This is a genomic window from Sphingomonas sp. Leaf37, assembly GCF_920939475.1.
Lineage (GTDB): Bacteria > Pseudomonadota > Alphaproteobacteria > Sphingomonadales > Sphingomonadaceae > Sphingomonas.
The window spans coordinates 468,036-484,620 of record NZ_CAKLAX010000004.1; the positions used below are offsets into that span (position 1 = coordinate 468,036).

The 16,585-nt window shown below is 65.2% G+C and carries 9 protein-coding genes; 4 read left to right on the plus strand and 5 right to left on the minus strand.

Going from position 1 to position 16,585, the window contains the following annotated elements; translation table 11 throughout:
• Nucleotides 1–264 precede the first annotated feature (264 nt).
• Nucleotides 265–780: a biliverdin-producing heme oxygenase gene (locus tag LRA87_RS16045; protein WP_230781593.1), complete on the plus strand. Its 516-nt coding sequence runs from the start codon at nucleotides 265–267 to the stop codon at nucleotides 778–780.
• 46 nt (nucleotides 781–826) lie between these two features.
• On the opposite strand, the gene LRA87_RS16050 is transcribed toward LRA87_RS16045, so the two are convergent.
• Nucleotides 827–1,954 carry a GGDEF domain-containing protein gene (locus tag LRA87_RS16050; protein WP_230781594.1) on the minus strand — a complete coding sequence of 376 codons (1,128 nt, stop codon included), beginning with the start codon at nucleotides 1,952–1,954 and terminating at the stop codon, nucleotides 827–829.
• Between the two features lie 164 nt (nucleotides 1,955–2,118).
• The gene (locus LRA87_RS16055) at nucleotides 2,119–4,272 is read right to left on the minus strand and encodes a histidine kinase dimerization/phosphoacceptor domain -containing protein (RefSeq protein WP_230781595.1); all 2,154 of its coding nucleotides are present in this window, start codon (nucleotides 4,270–4,272) and stop codon (nucleotides 2,119–2,121) included.
• A gap of 149 nt (nucleotides 4,273–4,421) precedes the next feature.
• On the opposite strand from LRA87_RS16055, the gene LRA87_RS16060 reads away from it, so the two are divergent.
• The 3 genes from LRA87_RS16060 (at nucleotide 4,422) to LRA87_RS16070 (ending at nucleotide 7,158) form a co-directional block, all read left to right on the plus strand.
• A complete protein-coding gene (locus LRA87_RS16060) occupies nucleotides 4,422–5,516 on the plus strand; it encodes a catalase family protein (RefSeq protein WP_230781645.1) in 1,095 nt (364 codons plus the stop codon).
• A 43-nt stretch (nucleotides 5,517–5,559) separates the two neighbouring features.
• The gene (locus tag LRA87_RS16065; RefSeq protein ID WP_230781596.1) at nucleotides 5,560–6,339 is read left to right on the plus strand and encodes a metallophosphoesterase family protein; all 780 of its coding nucleotides are present in this window, start codon (nucleotides 5,560–5,562) and stop codon (nucleotides 6,337–6,339) included.
• Nucleotides 6,340–6,486: 147 nt separating this feature from the next.
• Complete coding sequence (locus LRA87_RS16070) at nucleotides 6,487–7,158, plus strand: response regulator transcription factor (RefSeq protein ID WP_230781597.1); 672 nt, start codon at nucleotides 6,487–6,489, stop codon at nucleotides 7,156–7,158.
• A 78-nt stretch (nucleotides 7,159–7,236) separates the two neighbouring features.
• Here LRA87_RS16070 and LRA87_RS16075 read toward each other — a convergent pair whose 3' ends face one another.
• The 3 genes from LRA87_RS16075 to rpoB all read right to left on the minus strand — a co-directional run bounded on the left by LRA87_RS16075 (nucleotide 7,237) and on the right by rpoB (nucleotide 16,190).
• Entirely contained in the window at nucleotides 7,237–7,422 is a 186-nt protein-coding gene (locus LRA87_RS16075; RefSeq protein ID WP_230781598.1) for a hypothetical protein, read from the minus strand.
• A gap of 159 nt (nucleotides 7,423–7,581) precedes the next feature.
• Nucleotides 7,582–11,871, minus strand: coding sequence for a DNA-directed RNA polymerase subunit beta' (gene rpoC, locus LRA87_RS16080; protein ID WP_230781599.1), 4,290 nt, complete (start codon nucleotides 11,869–11,871; stop codon nucleotides 7,582–7,584).
• A 164-nt stretch (nucleotides 11,872–12,035) separates the two neighbouring features.
• Nucleotides 12,036–16,190, minus strand: coding sequence for a DNA-directed RNA polymerase subunit beta (gene rpoB / locus LRA87_RS16085; RefSeq protein WP_230781600.1), 4,155 nt, complete (start codon nucleotides 16,188–16,190; stop codon nucleotides 12,036–12,038).
• Nucleotides 16,191–16,585: the final 395 nt, after the last annotated feature.

Sequence of the window (16,585 nt, forward strand, 5' to 3'; positions counted from 1 at the left end):
AATGGCGCGGCGCGCATGGGGCCGGCCGCGACGGCACGCAAGCCGAATCTGGACGATCCACCGTACCGGGACGGATCACGACGTGGATCCGGCGGAACGGAGACTGCCCATGGCAAGCTTGCATGACGATAGCATGACTCACGGCCATCGCGGCAAGGCACTTGATGCCGGCAGGGTCGCGCGACGCCGCCTGACCCGCGTTTGCGCACCGGCGATCCGGTCCCGGCCTCGACAGCCCGGCGCGCGCAGGGCAGGGGACGGGGCATGTCTTTCGTCCGTACACTTCGTCAGGCGACCGCCGCGGATCACGAGATGGTCGACGCGCATTACGGTGGTTTCGCGCTCGATCGCCAGGCGGATTACCGGTCGTTCCTGACCGCGCACGCACGGGCACTGCCGGCGGTGGAGCGGGCACTTGCCGAAGCGTCGGACCTGCCGCCATGGCGATCACGGACGGCGTTGCTGGCGGCGGACCTGCACGCGCTGGATGCGCCGATACCGGCGCCGCTCCCCTTCCAGCCGGGCGCAGCCGCAGAGCGCTGGGGTGCCCTGTACGTGATCGAGGGATCGCGGCTCGGCGGGCAGTTGCTGGCGCGCAGCGTACCGGCCGGCCTGCCGTCCGCCTACCTCGCGGCGCATCACCTGCCGGGTGAATGGCGCAGGCTGTTGACGACGCTCGATACGCACGCGGCTGGGCAGGGGCAGGCATGGCAGGATGCCGCGCTGGCCGGCGCCCGCGCATGCTTCGCCCTGTACGCCCGCGCCGCGGCGATCGCCTAGGTCGACGCATCCTCGCCCCGCTTCCGCCGACGCCCGCGTCGACCGATCAGGCCGGCGCCAGCACCACGCGATTCTTGCCGGCGCGCTTGGCGGCGTAGAGCGCGGCGTCGGCCGCCCGCATCGCCGCACTGGGATCGTCGCCGAGCACCGCGATTCCGGCGGAAAAGCTGAGGTTGCCGATGCCACGCCCGGTCGATTGATCGACGAGCGTGCGCGCGCCGAGCCGCTCGCGGACATCGTCGAGCTTCTCGTGCGCCGTCGCGGGGGAACAGCGTTCGAACAGGCAGGCGAACTCCTCGCCGCCATGCCGCGCGACCAGCACCGTCTTGCCCAGATCCGTCGTCAGTTGGCGCGCGACGAGTTTCAGCACCCGATCGCCCGTATCATGGCCGTGGCGGTCGTTGATCGCCTTGAAATCGTCGATGTCGCAAAGCGCGACGCAATGGCTGCCGCTATCGTCCTCGCATGCGTTTGCGGCGTGCAGCCTGCCATCGAAACAGCGGCGGTTGGCAAGGCCGGTGAGGTGATCCTCGTCCGCCGCCTGCCGCGCCTGTTCCAGATTGACGCGCAGCGCGCGGGTCTCGCGATGCGTCGCCTCCAGCCGTGTGGCGAGATCGCGGGTCCGCGCGATCGCTTCGGTGGTGATGCCCAGCAGGCGAACCATGGTGGCGCCCGTCTCGCCGTGCGCGGCATCGGCTTCGGCACTGAGCGCGCTGTGATAGTCGCGGGCCGAGGCATGGCTCTGATGAACGGTGGTCTCGCTGTCCGCCAGCATGACGGCCAGCGCGTCGGCCATCGCGGCGATCCCCTCGGGATGCAGCGCGGCGTCGGGTCGCGCGCTGGTCAGGCTGCGCACGAAGCGGGCATCGATCCGCGGCTGCGACGTCAGGTGCCGGTCCACCTCCAGCCGCAGCGCAATATCGTCACCCGACACGTAGCGGCGGGCCAGATCGTAATGCTCCGTGGTCGGCGCCAGATCGTGCGTCTCCAGGAACGTACCGATCCGGCAGAACAGCTGACGATTGCGATCGCGCGTGTCGTCATGCGCGTCGGCATGGACCGGGGGTCCATTCTGATGACCGCCCAGCCAGGACGACAATCGGGCAAGGCGCGAATGCGCAGGTGCAGCGAGCGCGTTCATGCGACCTGCGGTCCGGCCAGTGTCGAATCGCATCGTTCGGGCGCGATGGCCTTGGCAATATTGGGGAAGATCATCGTCGCTCGTCCTGAACACCTTGCGTCCGGACCGTGTGTATCAAAGGACGATGAAGTCTTTATGAGCGACGAACCGGCAGCGTAACGACATCATGCCGCGTCACGCCGATCACGTCACGCCGATCACGTCTCGGCGATCGGTGCCGTCACGATCGCGCGCAGACCGGGATGGTTTTCGCTATATTCGATCGTGCCGGACAGGCGCTGGACCATCGCGTCCATCATGCGACTGCCGAAGCCGCCGCTGCCCGCCATGTCGCCGTTCTTGCCGCGCCCGTCGTCCGCGACGATCAGCCGCAGCTTGCCGCCATGCTGTTCCAGTGCAATGGCGACCGGCCCGGGTGCGCCGTCATAGGCATATTTGGTGGCGTTGATGACCAGTTCGGTCAGGATCAGGCCGATGTTCACCGCACGGTCGGTCGGCACCAGAACGGGCGCCAGGTCGAGCCGGATGTGACGACCCCAGTCGGTGCCGAGCGACGTGCGCATGTCGGCGATCAACTCGTCGACGTAGCGCGACAGATCGATGCTCTCGACCTGATCGTCGCGATACAGCCGGCGATGGACGAGCGCGACCGCGGCGAGGCGGGCCTGCGCCTCCGCCAGCTGATCCGCGACGATACCGGCGCCGGCAGTCTTCGCCTGCAACCGCAGGAACGAGGCGACCAGCTGCAGGCTGTTCTGCACGCGATGGTTCACTTCCTTCATCAGCACGTCCTTCTGGACGAGCAGCGCATCCTTTTCGACCAGCGTCCGGCTCAATTCGCGATTGAGGATGCGAACCTGAAGATGCTGGCGCGCTTCGTGGAAGCGACGACGCAGCCGGTGCGCCGCCTCCACCTCTTCCAGAGTCCATGGATGCGACCGGCCGCGCACGGTTTCCGTAAAGCTTGCGAACGATGCTCGCGGGGTCAGCGTCTCGTTGGGGGCGATCTGCACCGCCTTGTGCGGGTTGCCCGCCCATTCGATCGTTTCGACCGTCTCGGCGCGCAGCCACAGCAACGTCGCGTCCTCGTCGTGCAGCGGCAGAGCGAGCAGTCCGCTTGCCAGCCTGTGGTGTTCGGCGGCGGCGGGGAACAGCTTCGCCAGTTCGTGGGTGGCGAGCGGTTCGTTGCCGCGTTCACGAACCTGTCGCGCGATCGCGATCAGGACGCCATCGGCCGGACACCGGCCGGTCGCCTCGACCTGATCGCCCGCCACCATCGCGAAGCCATCGGCGTGCAGCATCTCGCGCAATTCGGTCTTCACGGCGATGATCGCGTCGCGTAGCGGTTCTTCGCTGTTCAGACGGGGAACGACGCTATCCTCGGCGGCACGCAGGGCGAGCCGCTCGCGATAGGCCGCCGCTTCCTCCTTGGCGCGGATCTGCCGGGCAAGGCCACTCGCCAGCGTCGCGGCGGCACCGCGCACCTCCGGCGCCAGGGCGCGCGGCGTGTTGTGGTGGCAGGCGATCAGCCCCCACAGCAACCCGTCCTTGACGATCGAGATCGATGCGGACGCCTCGACACCCATGTTGCGAAGATATTGCAGATGGATCGGCGAGACGTGGCGCAACGCCACGTCGCTGAGGTCGCAGCCGGCAAAACCGGCGGGCCGCAGCGGGGCGGGGTCATAATCCACGGTCGGGATCGACCGGGTCCGGTTACGGATATACAGCGCGCGCGCCTGCTTCGGGATGTCGGACGCGGGGAAATGATGGTTCAGGAACGTGTCGAGCGTCGGGTCGCGATCCTCGGCCACCACGCGGCCGGCATCGTCGTCCAGGAAGCGATAGACCATTACCCGGTCGAACCCGGTGAGCGTGCGAAATGCCGTCGCGGCACGATCGTACAGCGTCTGCCGGTCGGTAGCGCGCTCGAAGCTGGTGGCGACCGCGTCCAGCCATGCCAGCATCGTCGCGGCGGTCATCGGATCGGACGGCAACGGCTCCAGCTCGACCATCAGGTGCCGCCCGGCACGGTGCATCGTCGCGGTGAAGCGGTCGTCGATCCCGGTCACCGGCAAGGGGACGCTGGCGTTCGGCCCGCCCGGCAGCGTGTTGAGCAACCGCGCGATATCCTGCTGCAACAGCTCGCCCAGCGGGCGCCCGAGCCACTCGGCGGCCAGCTTGCCCTCGATGTCGCCCGCACCGGCCACCACCCGATGCGCACCCTCCGCCTCGGCGACGAGCAGCAGCCCGTGGGGCTGGATGGCGCCGGGGATATGGATCGGCTCTCGATCGCACGCGGTCAGGTCGAGCCCGGGCGCGTTGGTGTCTGTCGTACTCGGGATCGCCATCGTCACTCTTGATACTGGTCCGGGGAGCATGGGCCTGCCTGTCCCCCAATACAATGCGAGGGTGATTGACATGGATCAGCACGTCAAGGGCAATGGAACGTAGGCGTGGATCCGGGGGTTGGCGCGGAAACAACCGGGACATATTCGTGATGCTCGCCAGAACACCCGTCCGCTACACCCCCGCCGTCGAACGCCTCGCCGACGACGAGGCCGGCACGATCGATGCCCTCAACGCGGCGTTTCGCGAAATCCTGGAAACCACGTCCACGGATTACGGCCACGCCGTGCGATCCGTCCATGCCAAGGCGCATGGCATCGCGCGCGGAACGCTGACCGTGGCGGACGATCTGCCGCCGGAGCTGGCGCAGGGCATCTTTGCGCGAGGCGGCTCCTACGAAGCGGTGCTGCGGCTGTCGACCAACGCCGGCGATATCCTGCCCGACAGCATCGGTCTGCCACGCGGATTGGCGTTGAAGATCCTCGGTGTCGAGGGCGAGCGGCTTCCCGGGTCGGAAGCCGATACGACCCAGGACTTCATCATGGTGAATGGGCCGGTATTCACTGCGCCCGATGCGGCATCGTTCCTCAAGAACCTCAAGCTGCTGGCGAAGACCACCGACCGCGCCGAAACGGGCAAGGTCGTGTTGTCGAAGGTCCTGCGCACGGTGGAGGCCGGGCTGGAGGCGATCGGCCAGCCCTCGGCGACGCTCCAGCAGCTCGGCGGCGCACCGCACGTCCATCCGCTCGGCGAGACCTATTTCACCCAGACGCCGTACCGGTACGGCGACTATATGGCGAAGGTCGCCGTATTCCCGGTCGCGCCGGCACTCACCCGGCTTGCCGGAGCGACGATCGACACCGGCGACGATCCCGATGCGATCCGCGCGGCGGTGCGAAAGGCGTTGATCGCGCATGGCGGATCGTGGGACGTGCGCGTGCAGCTCAACACCGATCTGGACGCGATGCCGATCGAGGATCCGCGGGTGGAATGGGATCGCGCGGCCAGCCCGTTCGTGACGGTCGCGACGCTCGAAGTGCCGCCGCAGATCGGCTGGGACGACGAAACGACGGCGCGTACCGACGATGCCCTGTCCTACAGCATCTGGCACGGGATCGAGGCGCATCGGCCACTCGGCAACGTCAATCGCGCCCGCCGCGACACCTATCGCTTTTCCGCCGATTTCCGCCGGTCGTTCAATGGTTGCCCGATGCACGAACCGGGTAGCCTTGCCGAACTCGTCTGACACCGCCTAGCAGCTTTCCGTCATCCCCAGCGTTCGGGCACCCATGATCACATTGTTTCACGTCAGCGACGTTCATTTTGGTGCGGAAGATCCTGAGGCGATCGCCTGGTTCGGCGAACGGGTGGCGGAGGAAAAACCGGATGCGGTCATCATGACCGGCGACCTGACGATGCGCGCCACCCGCCGCGAATTCGAACGCGGCGGCGACTGGCTGCGCAGCCTCGGCGTGCCGGTGACGCTGGAGGTCGGCAATCACGACATCCCGTATTACTGGGACCCGTTCCGCCGGTTGTTCGCGCCCTACCAGCGCTACGTCGCGATCGAGAAGATGATCGAGGCGGAACTGGACCTGCCCGGCGTCACCATCGTGCCGTTGAAGACGACGGCGCGGGCGCAGTGGCGCTGGAACTGGTCGAAGGGCAGGGTCAGCCCCGGTTCGCTGCGGCGGGCCCTTGCGATGATCGCGCAGGCGCCCCGCGGCAATCTGATCTTCGTCGCCGCTCACCATCCGTTGGTCGAGGGCGGCACCAAGGGGACGGCGAAGACCCGCCATGGCGACAGCGCGATGACGGCGCTGGCGGAGGCGGGGGCGCATGCCGTGCTGTCCGGCCACGTCCACGATCCGTTCGACGTACCGGTTGAGCGCAGCGGCCGGACGATACGCATGATCGGGGCGGGGACCTTGTCGAAGCGCGTGCGCAATTCACGCCCTGCCTTCAACGAGATCCGTCTCGCCGATGGCAAGTTCGAAACGATCGCACGCACGATGGGCCGCGAACCGCAACGGGCGATCAGCGAAGATCCCGAGCATCCCCGCGTCTGATCTGCCAGCGTCTGATCTGCCAGCGTCTGATCTGCAGCCGTCCGGACTCCCGGCGTCTCAAAGCCGGACGGGTGCGTCAATAGTCCGTTCTTTTCCGAAGGTTGAGAGCGCGTTATGATGGCGGCGATAAAAAGGGGATGCACGGCGATGAACATGGCGGGGCGACTGGCTGTCGCTGCGGACGAGGCCTTGCTGGTTCATATCGTCGATCAGGATGCCGCGGCGTCGCGGCAGATCGCCGATGCGCTCACCGACCGATCGATCGCGATACAGGGCTGGACGACCATCGACGACTTCGCGCGCGATTGCGGTACGGCCGTGCCGGGATGTGTCGTGATGGACCCGTTCGTCGGCGGCGTCGATGTCGCCGCGTTGCAGGAACGGCTGGCGGCGCCCGACATCGGCATGCCCTGCGTGATCGTGACGGGGCACGCTGATATCCAATCGGCCGTCGCGGCCATGCGTCGCGGGGCGATCGATTACATCGCCAAGCCGGTCGACGAGGATCGCCTGTTCGCCGCCCTCGCGACCGCCCGCCACCGGCTGAAGCAGGCGCAGCGCCGCGCGGCGACGATGCGCCGCGTCAATGCTGCGCTCAACATGCTCAGCACGCGTGAGCGCGAGGTGCTGGAAGGGCTGACGCGCGGCTGGTCGAACAAGGAAATCGCGCGCCGTCTCTCGATTTCCGCCCGCACCGTAGAAATACACCGCGCCAACCTAATGGACAAACTCGACGCCAACTCATTGTCCCAGGCGCTTCGCATCGCATTCATTGCTCAGGTCTGCAGCATGGTGAATCCGGCGCTGCACGTCGACTGATCGTACGATCGCCGGTCGCGGCGATCGAAATGTAGAGACGGAGGGCGGGCCGGAACACCAAAGCGAAGCGCCGTCTGGCTACGCGCGCAACGTAATCAAACGATCGCTTGCGATCGTGCGTGCTTCGTCGATCCGGATCGCCGCCAGATCGAGACCCAGCCGGTCGGCGATGGCGCAGGCTTCCGTCAGCAGGGTATGGATCCGGCGCAAGCTTGTCGCATCGTCATCAACGACCTGTGAAACGGGAAACATGGCGGTCTTCATCCTGTGGCTAGCGCGATGCACGGTCATTGCCACACGAGTTAATATTCTAACATACGTTAAAGTGCGTAGTTGCAACGGGTTGGCCATAAAAAAACCGCCGCCCGGTTGCCCGGACGGCGGCTCCTTCATTCGGTCAGGTCGTAACCCGAACCCGGAGGATCACTCCTGGTTGAGATACTCGCCGGCAGCCTCGTCGCTGCCATCGCCCGAGGGCGTGACCTCGGCGAGCGGGTCGGGACCCGTGCCGGTGTCTTCGCGCTTCGAACGCAGCGCCTCGGCGGCGCGGAGTTCGGCGGCCGAGGCCGGCGCGACGATCGCCGCGGCCAGCGAACGCTGCTGCGCACGGAGCGCCGCGTCACGCGACGAGGCTGCGACGCGCAGGCGGTTCATGCCCGCACCGGTGCCTGCCGGGATCAGGCGACCGACGATCACGTTCTCCTTCAGACCCATCAGCGTGTCCTGCTTGCCCTGGACCGCCGCCTCGGTGAGAACGCGGGTGGTCTCCTGGAACGACGCCGCCGAGATGAAGCTGCGGGTTTGCAGCGACGCCTTGGTGATGCCGAGCAGGACGGGCTTGCCGTGCGCCGGGGCTTCGTTCGCACCCAGCTTCTCGTTGGTCGCGTCCATTTCCTCGCGATCGACCTGTTCGCCCTTCAGCAGCGTGGTGTCGCCGCCGTCGGTGATCTCGACCTTTTGCAGCATCTGACGAACGATCGTCTCGATGTGCTTGTCGTTGATCTTCACGCCCTGCAGTCGATAGACTTCCTGGATTTCGCTGACGAGATATTCGGCCAGCGGCTCGATCCCCATCGTTTCCAGGATGTCGTGCGGGTTCGGCGAACCGCCGATCAGGTTGTCGCCACGCTTGACGTAGTCGCCTTCCTGAACGTCGATCACCTTCGACTTCGGCACCAGATACTCGACGACGTCGCCGCCGTCCTCGGGCTGGATGCCGATCTTGCGCTTCGCCTTATAGTCCTTGCCGAACACGACCCGGCCGGAAACCTTGGCGATGATCGCTGCTTCCTTGGGGATGCGCGCTTCGAACAATTCGGCGACCCGCGGCAGACCGCCGGTGATGTCGCGGGTCTTCGCGGACTCGCGGCTGACACGGGCGAGAACGTCGCCCGCCTGCACCTGCGCATTGTCGTCGACCGACAGCACCGCGCCGGTCGTCAGCATGTAGCGTGCCGCCTCGCCGTCCTCGGTCGTGGTGAGGGTCAGGCGCGGACGAAGATCCTCCTTCGACTTGGTCGAGGTGCGGTATTCGATGACGACGCGCTGGGCGATACCGGTCGCTTCGTCGGTCTGCTCGGTGAGCGTCTTGCCCTCGGTCAGATCGACGTACTTAACGATACCCGAGTTCTCCGTGATCACCGGCATGGTGAACGGGTCCCATTCGGCCATGCGATCGCCCTTGGTCAGGACGTGACCGTCGTCGAACAGCACGTACGCGCCGTACGGGATGCGGTGCGTCGAGAGTTCGCGGCCGTCCATGTCGACGATCACGATTTCACCCGAACGCGACAGCGTCACGCGGCGGCCACGCTGGTCGACGATCAGGCGCAGGTCCTTGAACACCGCGGTGCCGTCGACCGGCGCTTCCAGGTTCGACTGCTCGTTGAGCTGCGCCGCGCCACCGATGTGGAACGTCCGCATCGTCAGCTGCGTGCCCGGCTCACCAATCGACTGGGCGGCGATGACGCCGACCGCTTCACCGATGTTGACCGGCGTACCGCGGGCCAGATCGCGCCCGTAGCACTTGCCGCAGACGCCGATCTTGCTCTCGCAGACCAGCGGCGAGCGGATCTTCATCCCCTGGATGCCGGTCTTCTCGATCTGCACGATCATCGCCTCGTCCAGCAGCGTGCCGGTCGGGATGATGACCTCGCCGGTCTTGGCGTCGACCACGTCCTCCGCCGTCGTACGGCCGAGGATGCGCTCGCCGAGCGAGGCGATCGTCGAACCGCCCTGCACGATCGCCTTCATCTCCAGCGCGCGCTCGGTGCCGCAATCCTCCTCGACGATGACGCAATCCTGCGACACGTCGACGAGGCGGCGGGTAAGGTAGCCCGAGTTCGCCGTCTTCAACGCCGTATCCGCGAGGCCCTTGCGCGCGCCGTGAGTGGAGTTGAAATATTCGAGGACGGTCAGGCCTTCCTTGAAGTTCGAGATGATCGGCGTCTCGATGATCTCGCCCGACGGCTTGGCCATCAGCCCTCGCATACCGGCGAGCTGCTTGATCTGCGCCTGCGAACCACGGGCACCGGAGTGCGCCATCATGTAGATCGAGTTGATGTCCTTCTCGCGGCCCTTCATCGGACCGTCTTCGTAGTGACGGACAGCCTTGATCTCGTTCATCATCGAGTTCGCGACCTGGTCACCGCAACGGGACCAGGCGTCGATCACCTTGTTGTACTTCTCCTGCTGCGTGATCAGGCCGTCCTGATACTGCTGCTCGAAGTCCTTCACCTGATCGCGCGTCTCGTCGACCAGCTTGTCCTTGTCCGGCGCGATGATCATGTCGTCCTTGCCGAACGAGATGCCGGCGCGGAACGCGTGACGAAAGCCCAATGCCATGATCGCGTCAGCGAACAGTACAGTCTCCTTCTGACCGGTGTGACGATAGACCTCGTCGATCACGTCGCCCACGTCCTTCTTGGTGAGGAGCCGGTTGACGGTCTCGAACGGCACCTTGTGGCTGTGCGGGAGCGTCTCACCAAGGAGCATGCGGCCCGGCGTCGTCTCGTAACGCTTGAGATACTGCTTGCCCTGCTCATCCGTCTGCGGAACGCGGCTGATGATCTTGGTATGTAGCGTCACCGCCTGCGCATTGAGCGCCTGATGCACCTCGGCCATGTCGCCCAGGAGCATGCCTTCGCCCGGCTCGCCTTCCTTCATCATCGACAGATAATACAGGCCCAGCACCATGTCCTGCGACGGCACGATGATCGGCTTGCCGTTTGCCGGCGACAGGATGTTGTTCGTCGACATCATCAGGACGCGCGCTTCCAGCTGGGCCTCGAGGCTCAGGGGGACGTGCACGGCCATCTGGTCGCCGTCGAAGTCGGCGTTGAACGCGGAGCAGACCAGCGGGTGGAGCTGGATCGCCTTGCCCTCGATCAGCACCGGCTCGAACGCCTGGATGCCGAGACGGTGGAGCGTCGGTGCGCGATTCAGCATCACGGGATGCTCGCGGATCACCTCGTCCAGGATGTCCCAGACTTCCTTGCGCTCCTTCTCGACCCACTTCTTCGCCTGCTTCAGGGTCATCGACAGACCCTTGGCATCGAGGCGTGCGTAGATGAACGGCTTGAACAGTTCGAGCGCCATCTTCTTCGGCAGGCCGCACTGGTGCAACTTCAGCTCGGGCCCGGTCACGATGACCGAACGACCCGAATAGTCGACGCGCTTGCCCAGAAGGTTCTGGCGGAAGCGGCCCTGCTTGCCCTTCAGCATGTCGGACAGCGACTTCAGCGGACGCTTGTTGGCGCCGGTGATCGTGCGACCGCGACGGCCGTTGTCGAAGAGGGCGTCGACCGCCTCCTGCAACATGCGCTTTTCGTTGCGAACAATGATGTCCGGCGCACGCAGCTCCATCAACCGCTTCAGGCGGTTGTTGCGGTTGATGACGCGGCGGTACAAGTCGTTCAGATCCGACGTCGCGAAACGGCCGCCGTCCAGCGGCACCAGCGGGCGCAGCTCGGGCGGGATGACCGGCACGACTTCGAGGATCATCCACTCGGGACGGTTGCCCGATTCCAGGAAGCTCTCGACGACCTTCAGCCGCTTGATGATCTTCTTGGGCTTCAGCTCCGACTTGGTCGTCGCCAGCTCTTCGAGCAGCGCAACCTTCTCGCCTTCGAGGTCGAGGCTTTCGAGCATGATGCGCACGGCCTCGGCACCGATACCGGCCGAGAACGCGTCCTCACCGTACTGGTCCTGCGCCTCGAGGAGTTCGTCCTCGGTCATCAGCTGGAACTTCTCGAGCGGGGTCAGGCCCGGCTCGATGACGATATACGCCTCGAAGTACAGCACGCGCTCGAGCTGCTTCAACTGCATGTCGAGCAGCAGGCCGATGCGCGACGGCAGCGACTTCAGGAACCAGATGTGCGCGACCGGCGCAGCAAGTTCGATATGGCCCATTCGCTCGCGGCGGACCTTCGACACCGTGACCTCGACACCGCACTTCTCGCAGACGATGCCCTTGTACTTCATGCGCTTGTACTTGCCGCACAGGCACTCGTAATCCTTGATCGGACCGAAGATGCGCGCGCAGAACAGGCCGTCACGCTCGGGCTTGAACGTGCGATAGTTGATGGTCTCGGGCTTCTTGATCTCGCCGAACGACCACGAGCGGATCTTGTCGGGCGATGCGATGCCGATCTGGATCTGGTCGAAGGTTTCCGGCTTCGCGATCGGATTGGCGAAATTGGTCAGTTCGTTCATGGGTATGAACCTCTCAGAATTCTTTTCTCCTCTCCCGGTGGGAGAGGAAGGGGCCCGCCAGCGAAGCTGGTGGGAAGGTGAGGGCAGGGCAGTGAACTGTCCTCACCCTTCCGCGGCCTGCGGCCGCTCCCTCCCTCTCCCGAGGGGAGAGGGAGAGTGGTGGCTTACTCCGCCGCGATCGCGATGCCGCCCTCGTCGTCCACGTCCTGCATGGTCTTGAGATCGACGTTGAGACCCAGGCTGCGCATTTCCTTGACGAGCACGTTGAAGCTCTCCGGGATGCCGGCCTCGAACGTGTCGTCGCCCTTGACGATCGCCTCGTAGACCTTGGTGCGGCCGACGACGTCGTCCGACTTCACCGTCAGCATTTCCTGCAAGGTATACGCCGCGCCATAGGCCTGGAGCGCCCAGACCTCCATCTCGCCGAAGCGCTGGCCGCCGAACTGTGCCTTACCACCCAGCGGCTGCTGGGTGACCAGCGAGTACGGCCCGATCGAACGCGCGTGGATCTTGTCGTCCACGAGGTGGTGCAGCTTGAGCATGTAGATGATGCCCACCGTCACCTTGCGGTCGAACTTGTCGCCCGTGCGTCCGTCGAACAGCTCCGACTGGCCCGACGTGTCGAGGCCCGCCAGCTCCAGCATCGCCGACACGTCGCTCTCGCGTGCGCCGTCGAATACCGGGGTGCCCATCGGGATGCCGGTGCGGATGTTGTGCACCAGCTCGACGATCTCGTCCGGATCGCGGCTCTGGATGTCCTCGGCATAGTGATCGCCATAGACCTCGACCAGCCGCTCCTTGACCGCGTCGGGCATCTCGCCCGCCTTGGCATCCGGGTTGGCATCGCGCCAATCGTCCAGCGCCGCCGCGACCTGCATGCCCAGATTGCGGGCCGCCCAGCCGAGATGGGTTTCGAAGATCTGCCCGACGTTCATGCGCGACGGCACGCCGAGCGGATTGAGCACCAGATCGACCGGCGTCCCGTCGGCGAGGAACGGCATGTCCTCCGCCGGCAGGATGCGGCTGATGACGCCCTTGTTGCCGTGACGGCCGGCCATCTTGTCGCCGGGCTGCAGCTTGCGCTTCACCGCGACGAACACCTTGACCATCTTGAGCACGCCCGGCGGCAGCTCGTCGCCGCGCTCCAGCTTCTCGCGGCGATCGTGGAACTTGTCCGTGATCCGCTTGGCGGCTTCGTCATACTGCTGCTTGACGGCTTCCAGATCGCCCTGGACCTTGTCGTCGGCGACCGCGAACTTCCACCATTCGTGGCGGTCGACGCTGTCGAGCAGGTCCATGTCGATCGTCGAGCCCTTCTTCAGGCCCTTCGGAACGGCAGTCGCGACCTGGTCGAGCAGCATCTCGCGCAGGCGCGACCATGTGGCCCGGTTCAGGATGGTGCGCTCGTCGTCCGAATCCTTCTTCAGGCGCTCGATCTCCTCACGCTCGATCGCCATCGCGCGCTCGTCCTTGTCGATGCCGTGGCGATTAAAGACGCGCACGTCGACGATCGTACCGGCAACGCCCGGGGGCAGGCGCAGCGAGGTGTCGCGCACGTCCGACGCCTTTTCACCGAAGATGGCGCGGAGCAGCTTTTCCTCCGGCGTCATCGGGCTTTCGCCCTTCGGCGTGATCTTGCCGACGAGGATATCGCCCGGCTCGACCTCGGCACCGACGTAGACGATGCCCGCCTCGTCGAGGTTGCGCAGCGCTTCCTCACCGACGTTGGGGATGTCGCGCGTGATGTCTTCCGGCCCGAGCTTCGTATCGCGGGCCATCACCTCGAACTCGTCGATGTGGATCGACGTGAACACGTCGTCCTTCACGATCCGCTCGCTGATGAGGATCGAATCCTCATAATTGTAGCCGTTCCAGGGCATGAACGCGACGAGCGCGTTGCGGCCCAGCGCCAGCTCGCCGAACTCGGTCGAGGGACCGTCGGCGATGACGTCGCCGGCGTTGACCACGTCGCCCACCTTCACCAGCGGACGCTGGTTGATGCAGGTCGACTGGTTCGAACGCTGGAACTTCATCAGCGTGTAGATGTCAACGCCCGACTTGGTCGAATCGACCTCGCCCGTCGCACGGATGACGATGCGGCTGGCATCGACCTGATCGACGATGCCGGCGCGCTTCGCCCCGATCGCGGCGCCCGAATCGCGCGCCACGGTCTCTTCCATGCCGGTGCCGACGAAGGGCGCTTCCGCCTTCACCAGCGGCACGGCCTGACGCTGCATGTTCGAACCCATCAGCGCGCGGTTGGCGTCATCGTTTTCAAGGAACGGAATGAGCGATGCGGCGACCGAGACGAGCTGCTTGGGGCTGACGTCCATCAGCGTGACGTTATCGGGCAGCGCCATCAGGAATTCGCCCGCCTGACGCGACGAGACCAGTTCCTCGGCAAAGCCGCCGTCGCCGTTCAGCTCTGCGGAGGCCTGCGCGATCGTGTGCTTGGCCTCTTCCATCGCCGACAGATAGACGACGTCGTCGGTGACCTTGTGATCGACGACCTTGCGGTACGGCGTCTCGATGAAGCCATACTTGTTGACGCGGCTGAAGCTCGCCAGCGAGTTGATCAGACCGATGTTCGGGCCTTCCGGCGTTTCGATCGGGCAGATGCGGCCGTAGTGCGTCGGGTGAACGTCGCGGACTTCGAAGCCTGCGCGCTCACGCGTCAAACCGCCCGGCCCGAGCGCCGAAACGCGACGCTTGTGCGTCACTTCGGACAACGGGTTGGTCTGATCCATGAACTGCGACAGCTGCGACGAACCGAAGAATTCACGCACCGCGGCGACCGCCGGCTTGGCGTTGATCAGGTCGTTCGGCATCACGGTGGACACGTCGACCGACGACATGCGCTCCTTCACGGCGCGCTCCATGCGGAGCAGGCCGACGCGATACTGGTTCTCGAGCAGCTCGCCCACCGAACGCACGCGACGGTTGCCGAGGTTGTCGATGTCGTCGATCTCGCCCTTGCCGTCCTTCAGGCCGACGAGCGTCTTGATGACGGCAAGGATGTCCTCGCTGCGCAGCGTAGTGACGGTATCCTCGGCATCGAGGTCGAGGCGCATGTTCAGCTTGACGCGGCCCACCGCCGACAGGTCGTAGCGATCCGGATCGAAGAACAGGCCCGAGAACAGCGCTTCCGCGGTTTCCAGCGTCGGCGGCTCGCCGGGGCGCATCACGCGATAGATATCGGACAGCGCCTGTTCACGCTCTTCGGCCTTGTCGGCCTTCAGCGTGTTGCGAATCCATGCGCCGGTCGAGACATGATCGATGTCGAGCAGCTCGATCGTGTCGATGCCCGCCTTGTCGAGCGCCTCGAGATTGTCGGGACCGATTTCGTCACCGGCCTCGACGTAGATCTCGCCCGTCGTCTCGTTGATGAGGTCGTAGGCCGAATAGCGACCAAAGATTTCCTCGGTCGGGATCAACAGCTGCGTCAGGCCGTCCTTGGCCGCCTTGTTGGCGGCGCGCGGGCTGATCTTTTGTTGCGCCGCGAACACGACCTCGCCCGACGATGCGTCGACGATGTCGAACAACGGCTTCACACCGCGCCAGTTTTCCGCGGCAAACGGGATGATCCAGCCACCCTGACCACGCACATACGTCACGCGGTTGTAAAAATAGTTCAGGATATCCTCGCTGGTCATGCCCAGCGCATAGAGCAGTGCCGTCACCGGCAGCTTGCGCTTGCGATCGATACGGACGTTGACGATGTCCTTGGCGTCGAACTCAAAATCGAGCCACGAGCCGCGATACGGAATGACGCGCGCGGCGAAGAGGTATTTGCCCGACGCGTGGGTCTTGCCACGGTCATGGTCGAACAGCACGCCCGGCGAACGGTGCATCTGCGACACGATCACGCGCTCGGTGCCGTTAATGAAGAAGGTGCCGTTGCCCGTCATCAGGGGCATGTCGCCCATGTAGACGTCCTGCTCCTTGATATCGATGACCGACTTGGCCTCAGTATCCGGATCGACCTCGAACGCAGTCAGGCGCAGCGTGACGCGCATCGGCGCGGCATAGGTGATGCCCCGCTGGCGGCATTCCTCGACGTCGAACTTCGGCGGTTCGAGGACGTAATCGTCGAAGTCGAGATACGCGGTGCCGGCGAAATCCTGGATCGGGAAGACGCTGCGCAGCGTCTTTTCGAGGCCCGAAACGTGGCCGGTGCTCTTGTCCGAGCGCAGGAACTGTTCGTAGCTTTCGCGCTGAACCTCGATCAGGTTTGGCATCTGGATGACTTCGTGGATGTCCCCGAAGATCTTGCGGATGCGCCGCTTGGCGGTGCTGCCCTGGATCGCCTTGGTGGCCATGATCGTTATGCCCTCAGTCGTGGCCTGCCAGTTGCCTGGGTTCGGCCGGAATATCGTGCCCGGAAACCTCCGGAGCGGGACGCGAGCAGCGACGCAAAAAGGCCGATCGCATGACACTGCGTCGGCCCTTGGCGTCTATGAACCGCAGCTTCCTATTCGTACGATGCACTGCGCGACGGCGCATCATGTCCCGAAAGCGGTGGCGAGACGCGGATATAGGCGCGGTGTTGGACGCTGTCAAAGGGGGAGGAGCCAACGCCGGTCCAATGGATCCGATCGCCCTGCCGACAAGGCGGGGCGTTTCGTCGCAGCGCAGGTGGCGGTCGTGCGGGGTTCACTAAGGAGCGGGCAAACGGTTTCGGGTGAGAACAGGGTACATGACCATTTCGCGGCGC

Excerpts from the sequence above, each read along its gene's own strand:
- LRA87_RS16050 (WP_230781594.1), bottom strand. The coding sequence starts at position 1,954 with ATGCGATTCGACACTGGCCGGACCGCAGGTCGCATGAACGCGCTCGCT.
- LRA87_RS16075 (WP_230781598.1), bottom strand. The coding sequence starts at position 7,422 with ATGAAGACCGCCATGTTTCCCGTTTCACAGGTCGTTGATGACGATGCG.
- LRA87_RS16060 (WP_230781645.1), top strand. The coding sequence starts at position 4,422 with ATGCTCGCCAGAACACCCGTCCGCTACACCCCCGCCGTCGAACGCCTC.
- LRA87_RS16070 (WP_230781597.1), top strand. The coding sequence starts at position 6,487 with ATGAACATGGCGGGGCGACTGGCTGTCGCTGCGGACGAGGCCTTGCTG.
- rpoC (WP_230781599.1), bottom strand. The coding sequence starts at position 11,871 with ATGAACGAACTGACCAATTTCGCCAATCCGATCGCGAAGCCGGAAACC.
- LRA87_RS16065 (WP_230781596.1), top strand. The coding sequence starts at position 5,560 with ATGATCACATTGTTTCACGTCAGCGACGTTCATTTTGGTGCGGAAGAT.
- rpoB (WP_230781600.1), bottom strand. The coding sequence starts at position 16,190 with ATGGCCACCAAGGCGATCCAGGGCAGCACCGCCAAGCGGCGCATCCGC.
- LRA87_RS16045 (WP_230781593.1), top strand. The coding sequence starts at position 265 with ATGTCTTTCGTCCGTACACTTCGTCAGGCGACCGCCGCGGATCACGAG.
- LRA87_RS16055 (WP_230781595.1), bottom strand. The coding sequence starts at position 4,272 with ATGGCGATCCCGAGTACGACAGACACCAACGCGCCCGGGCTCGACCTG.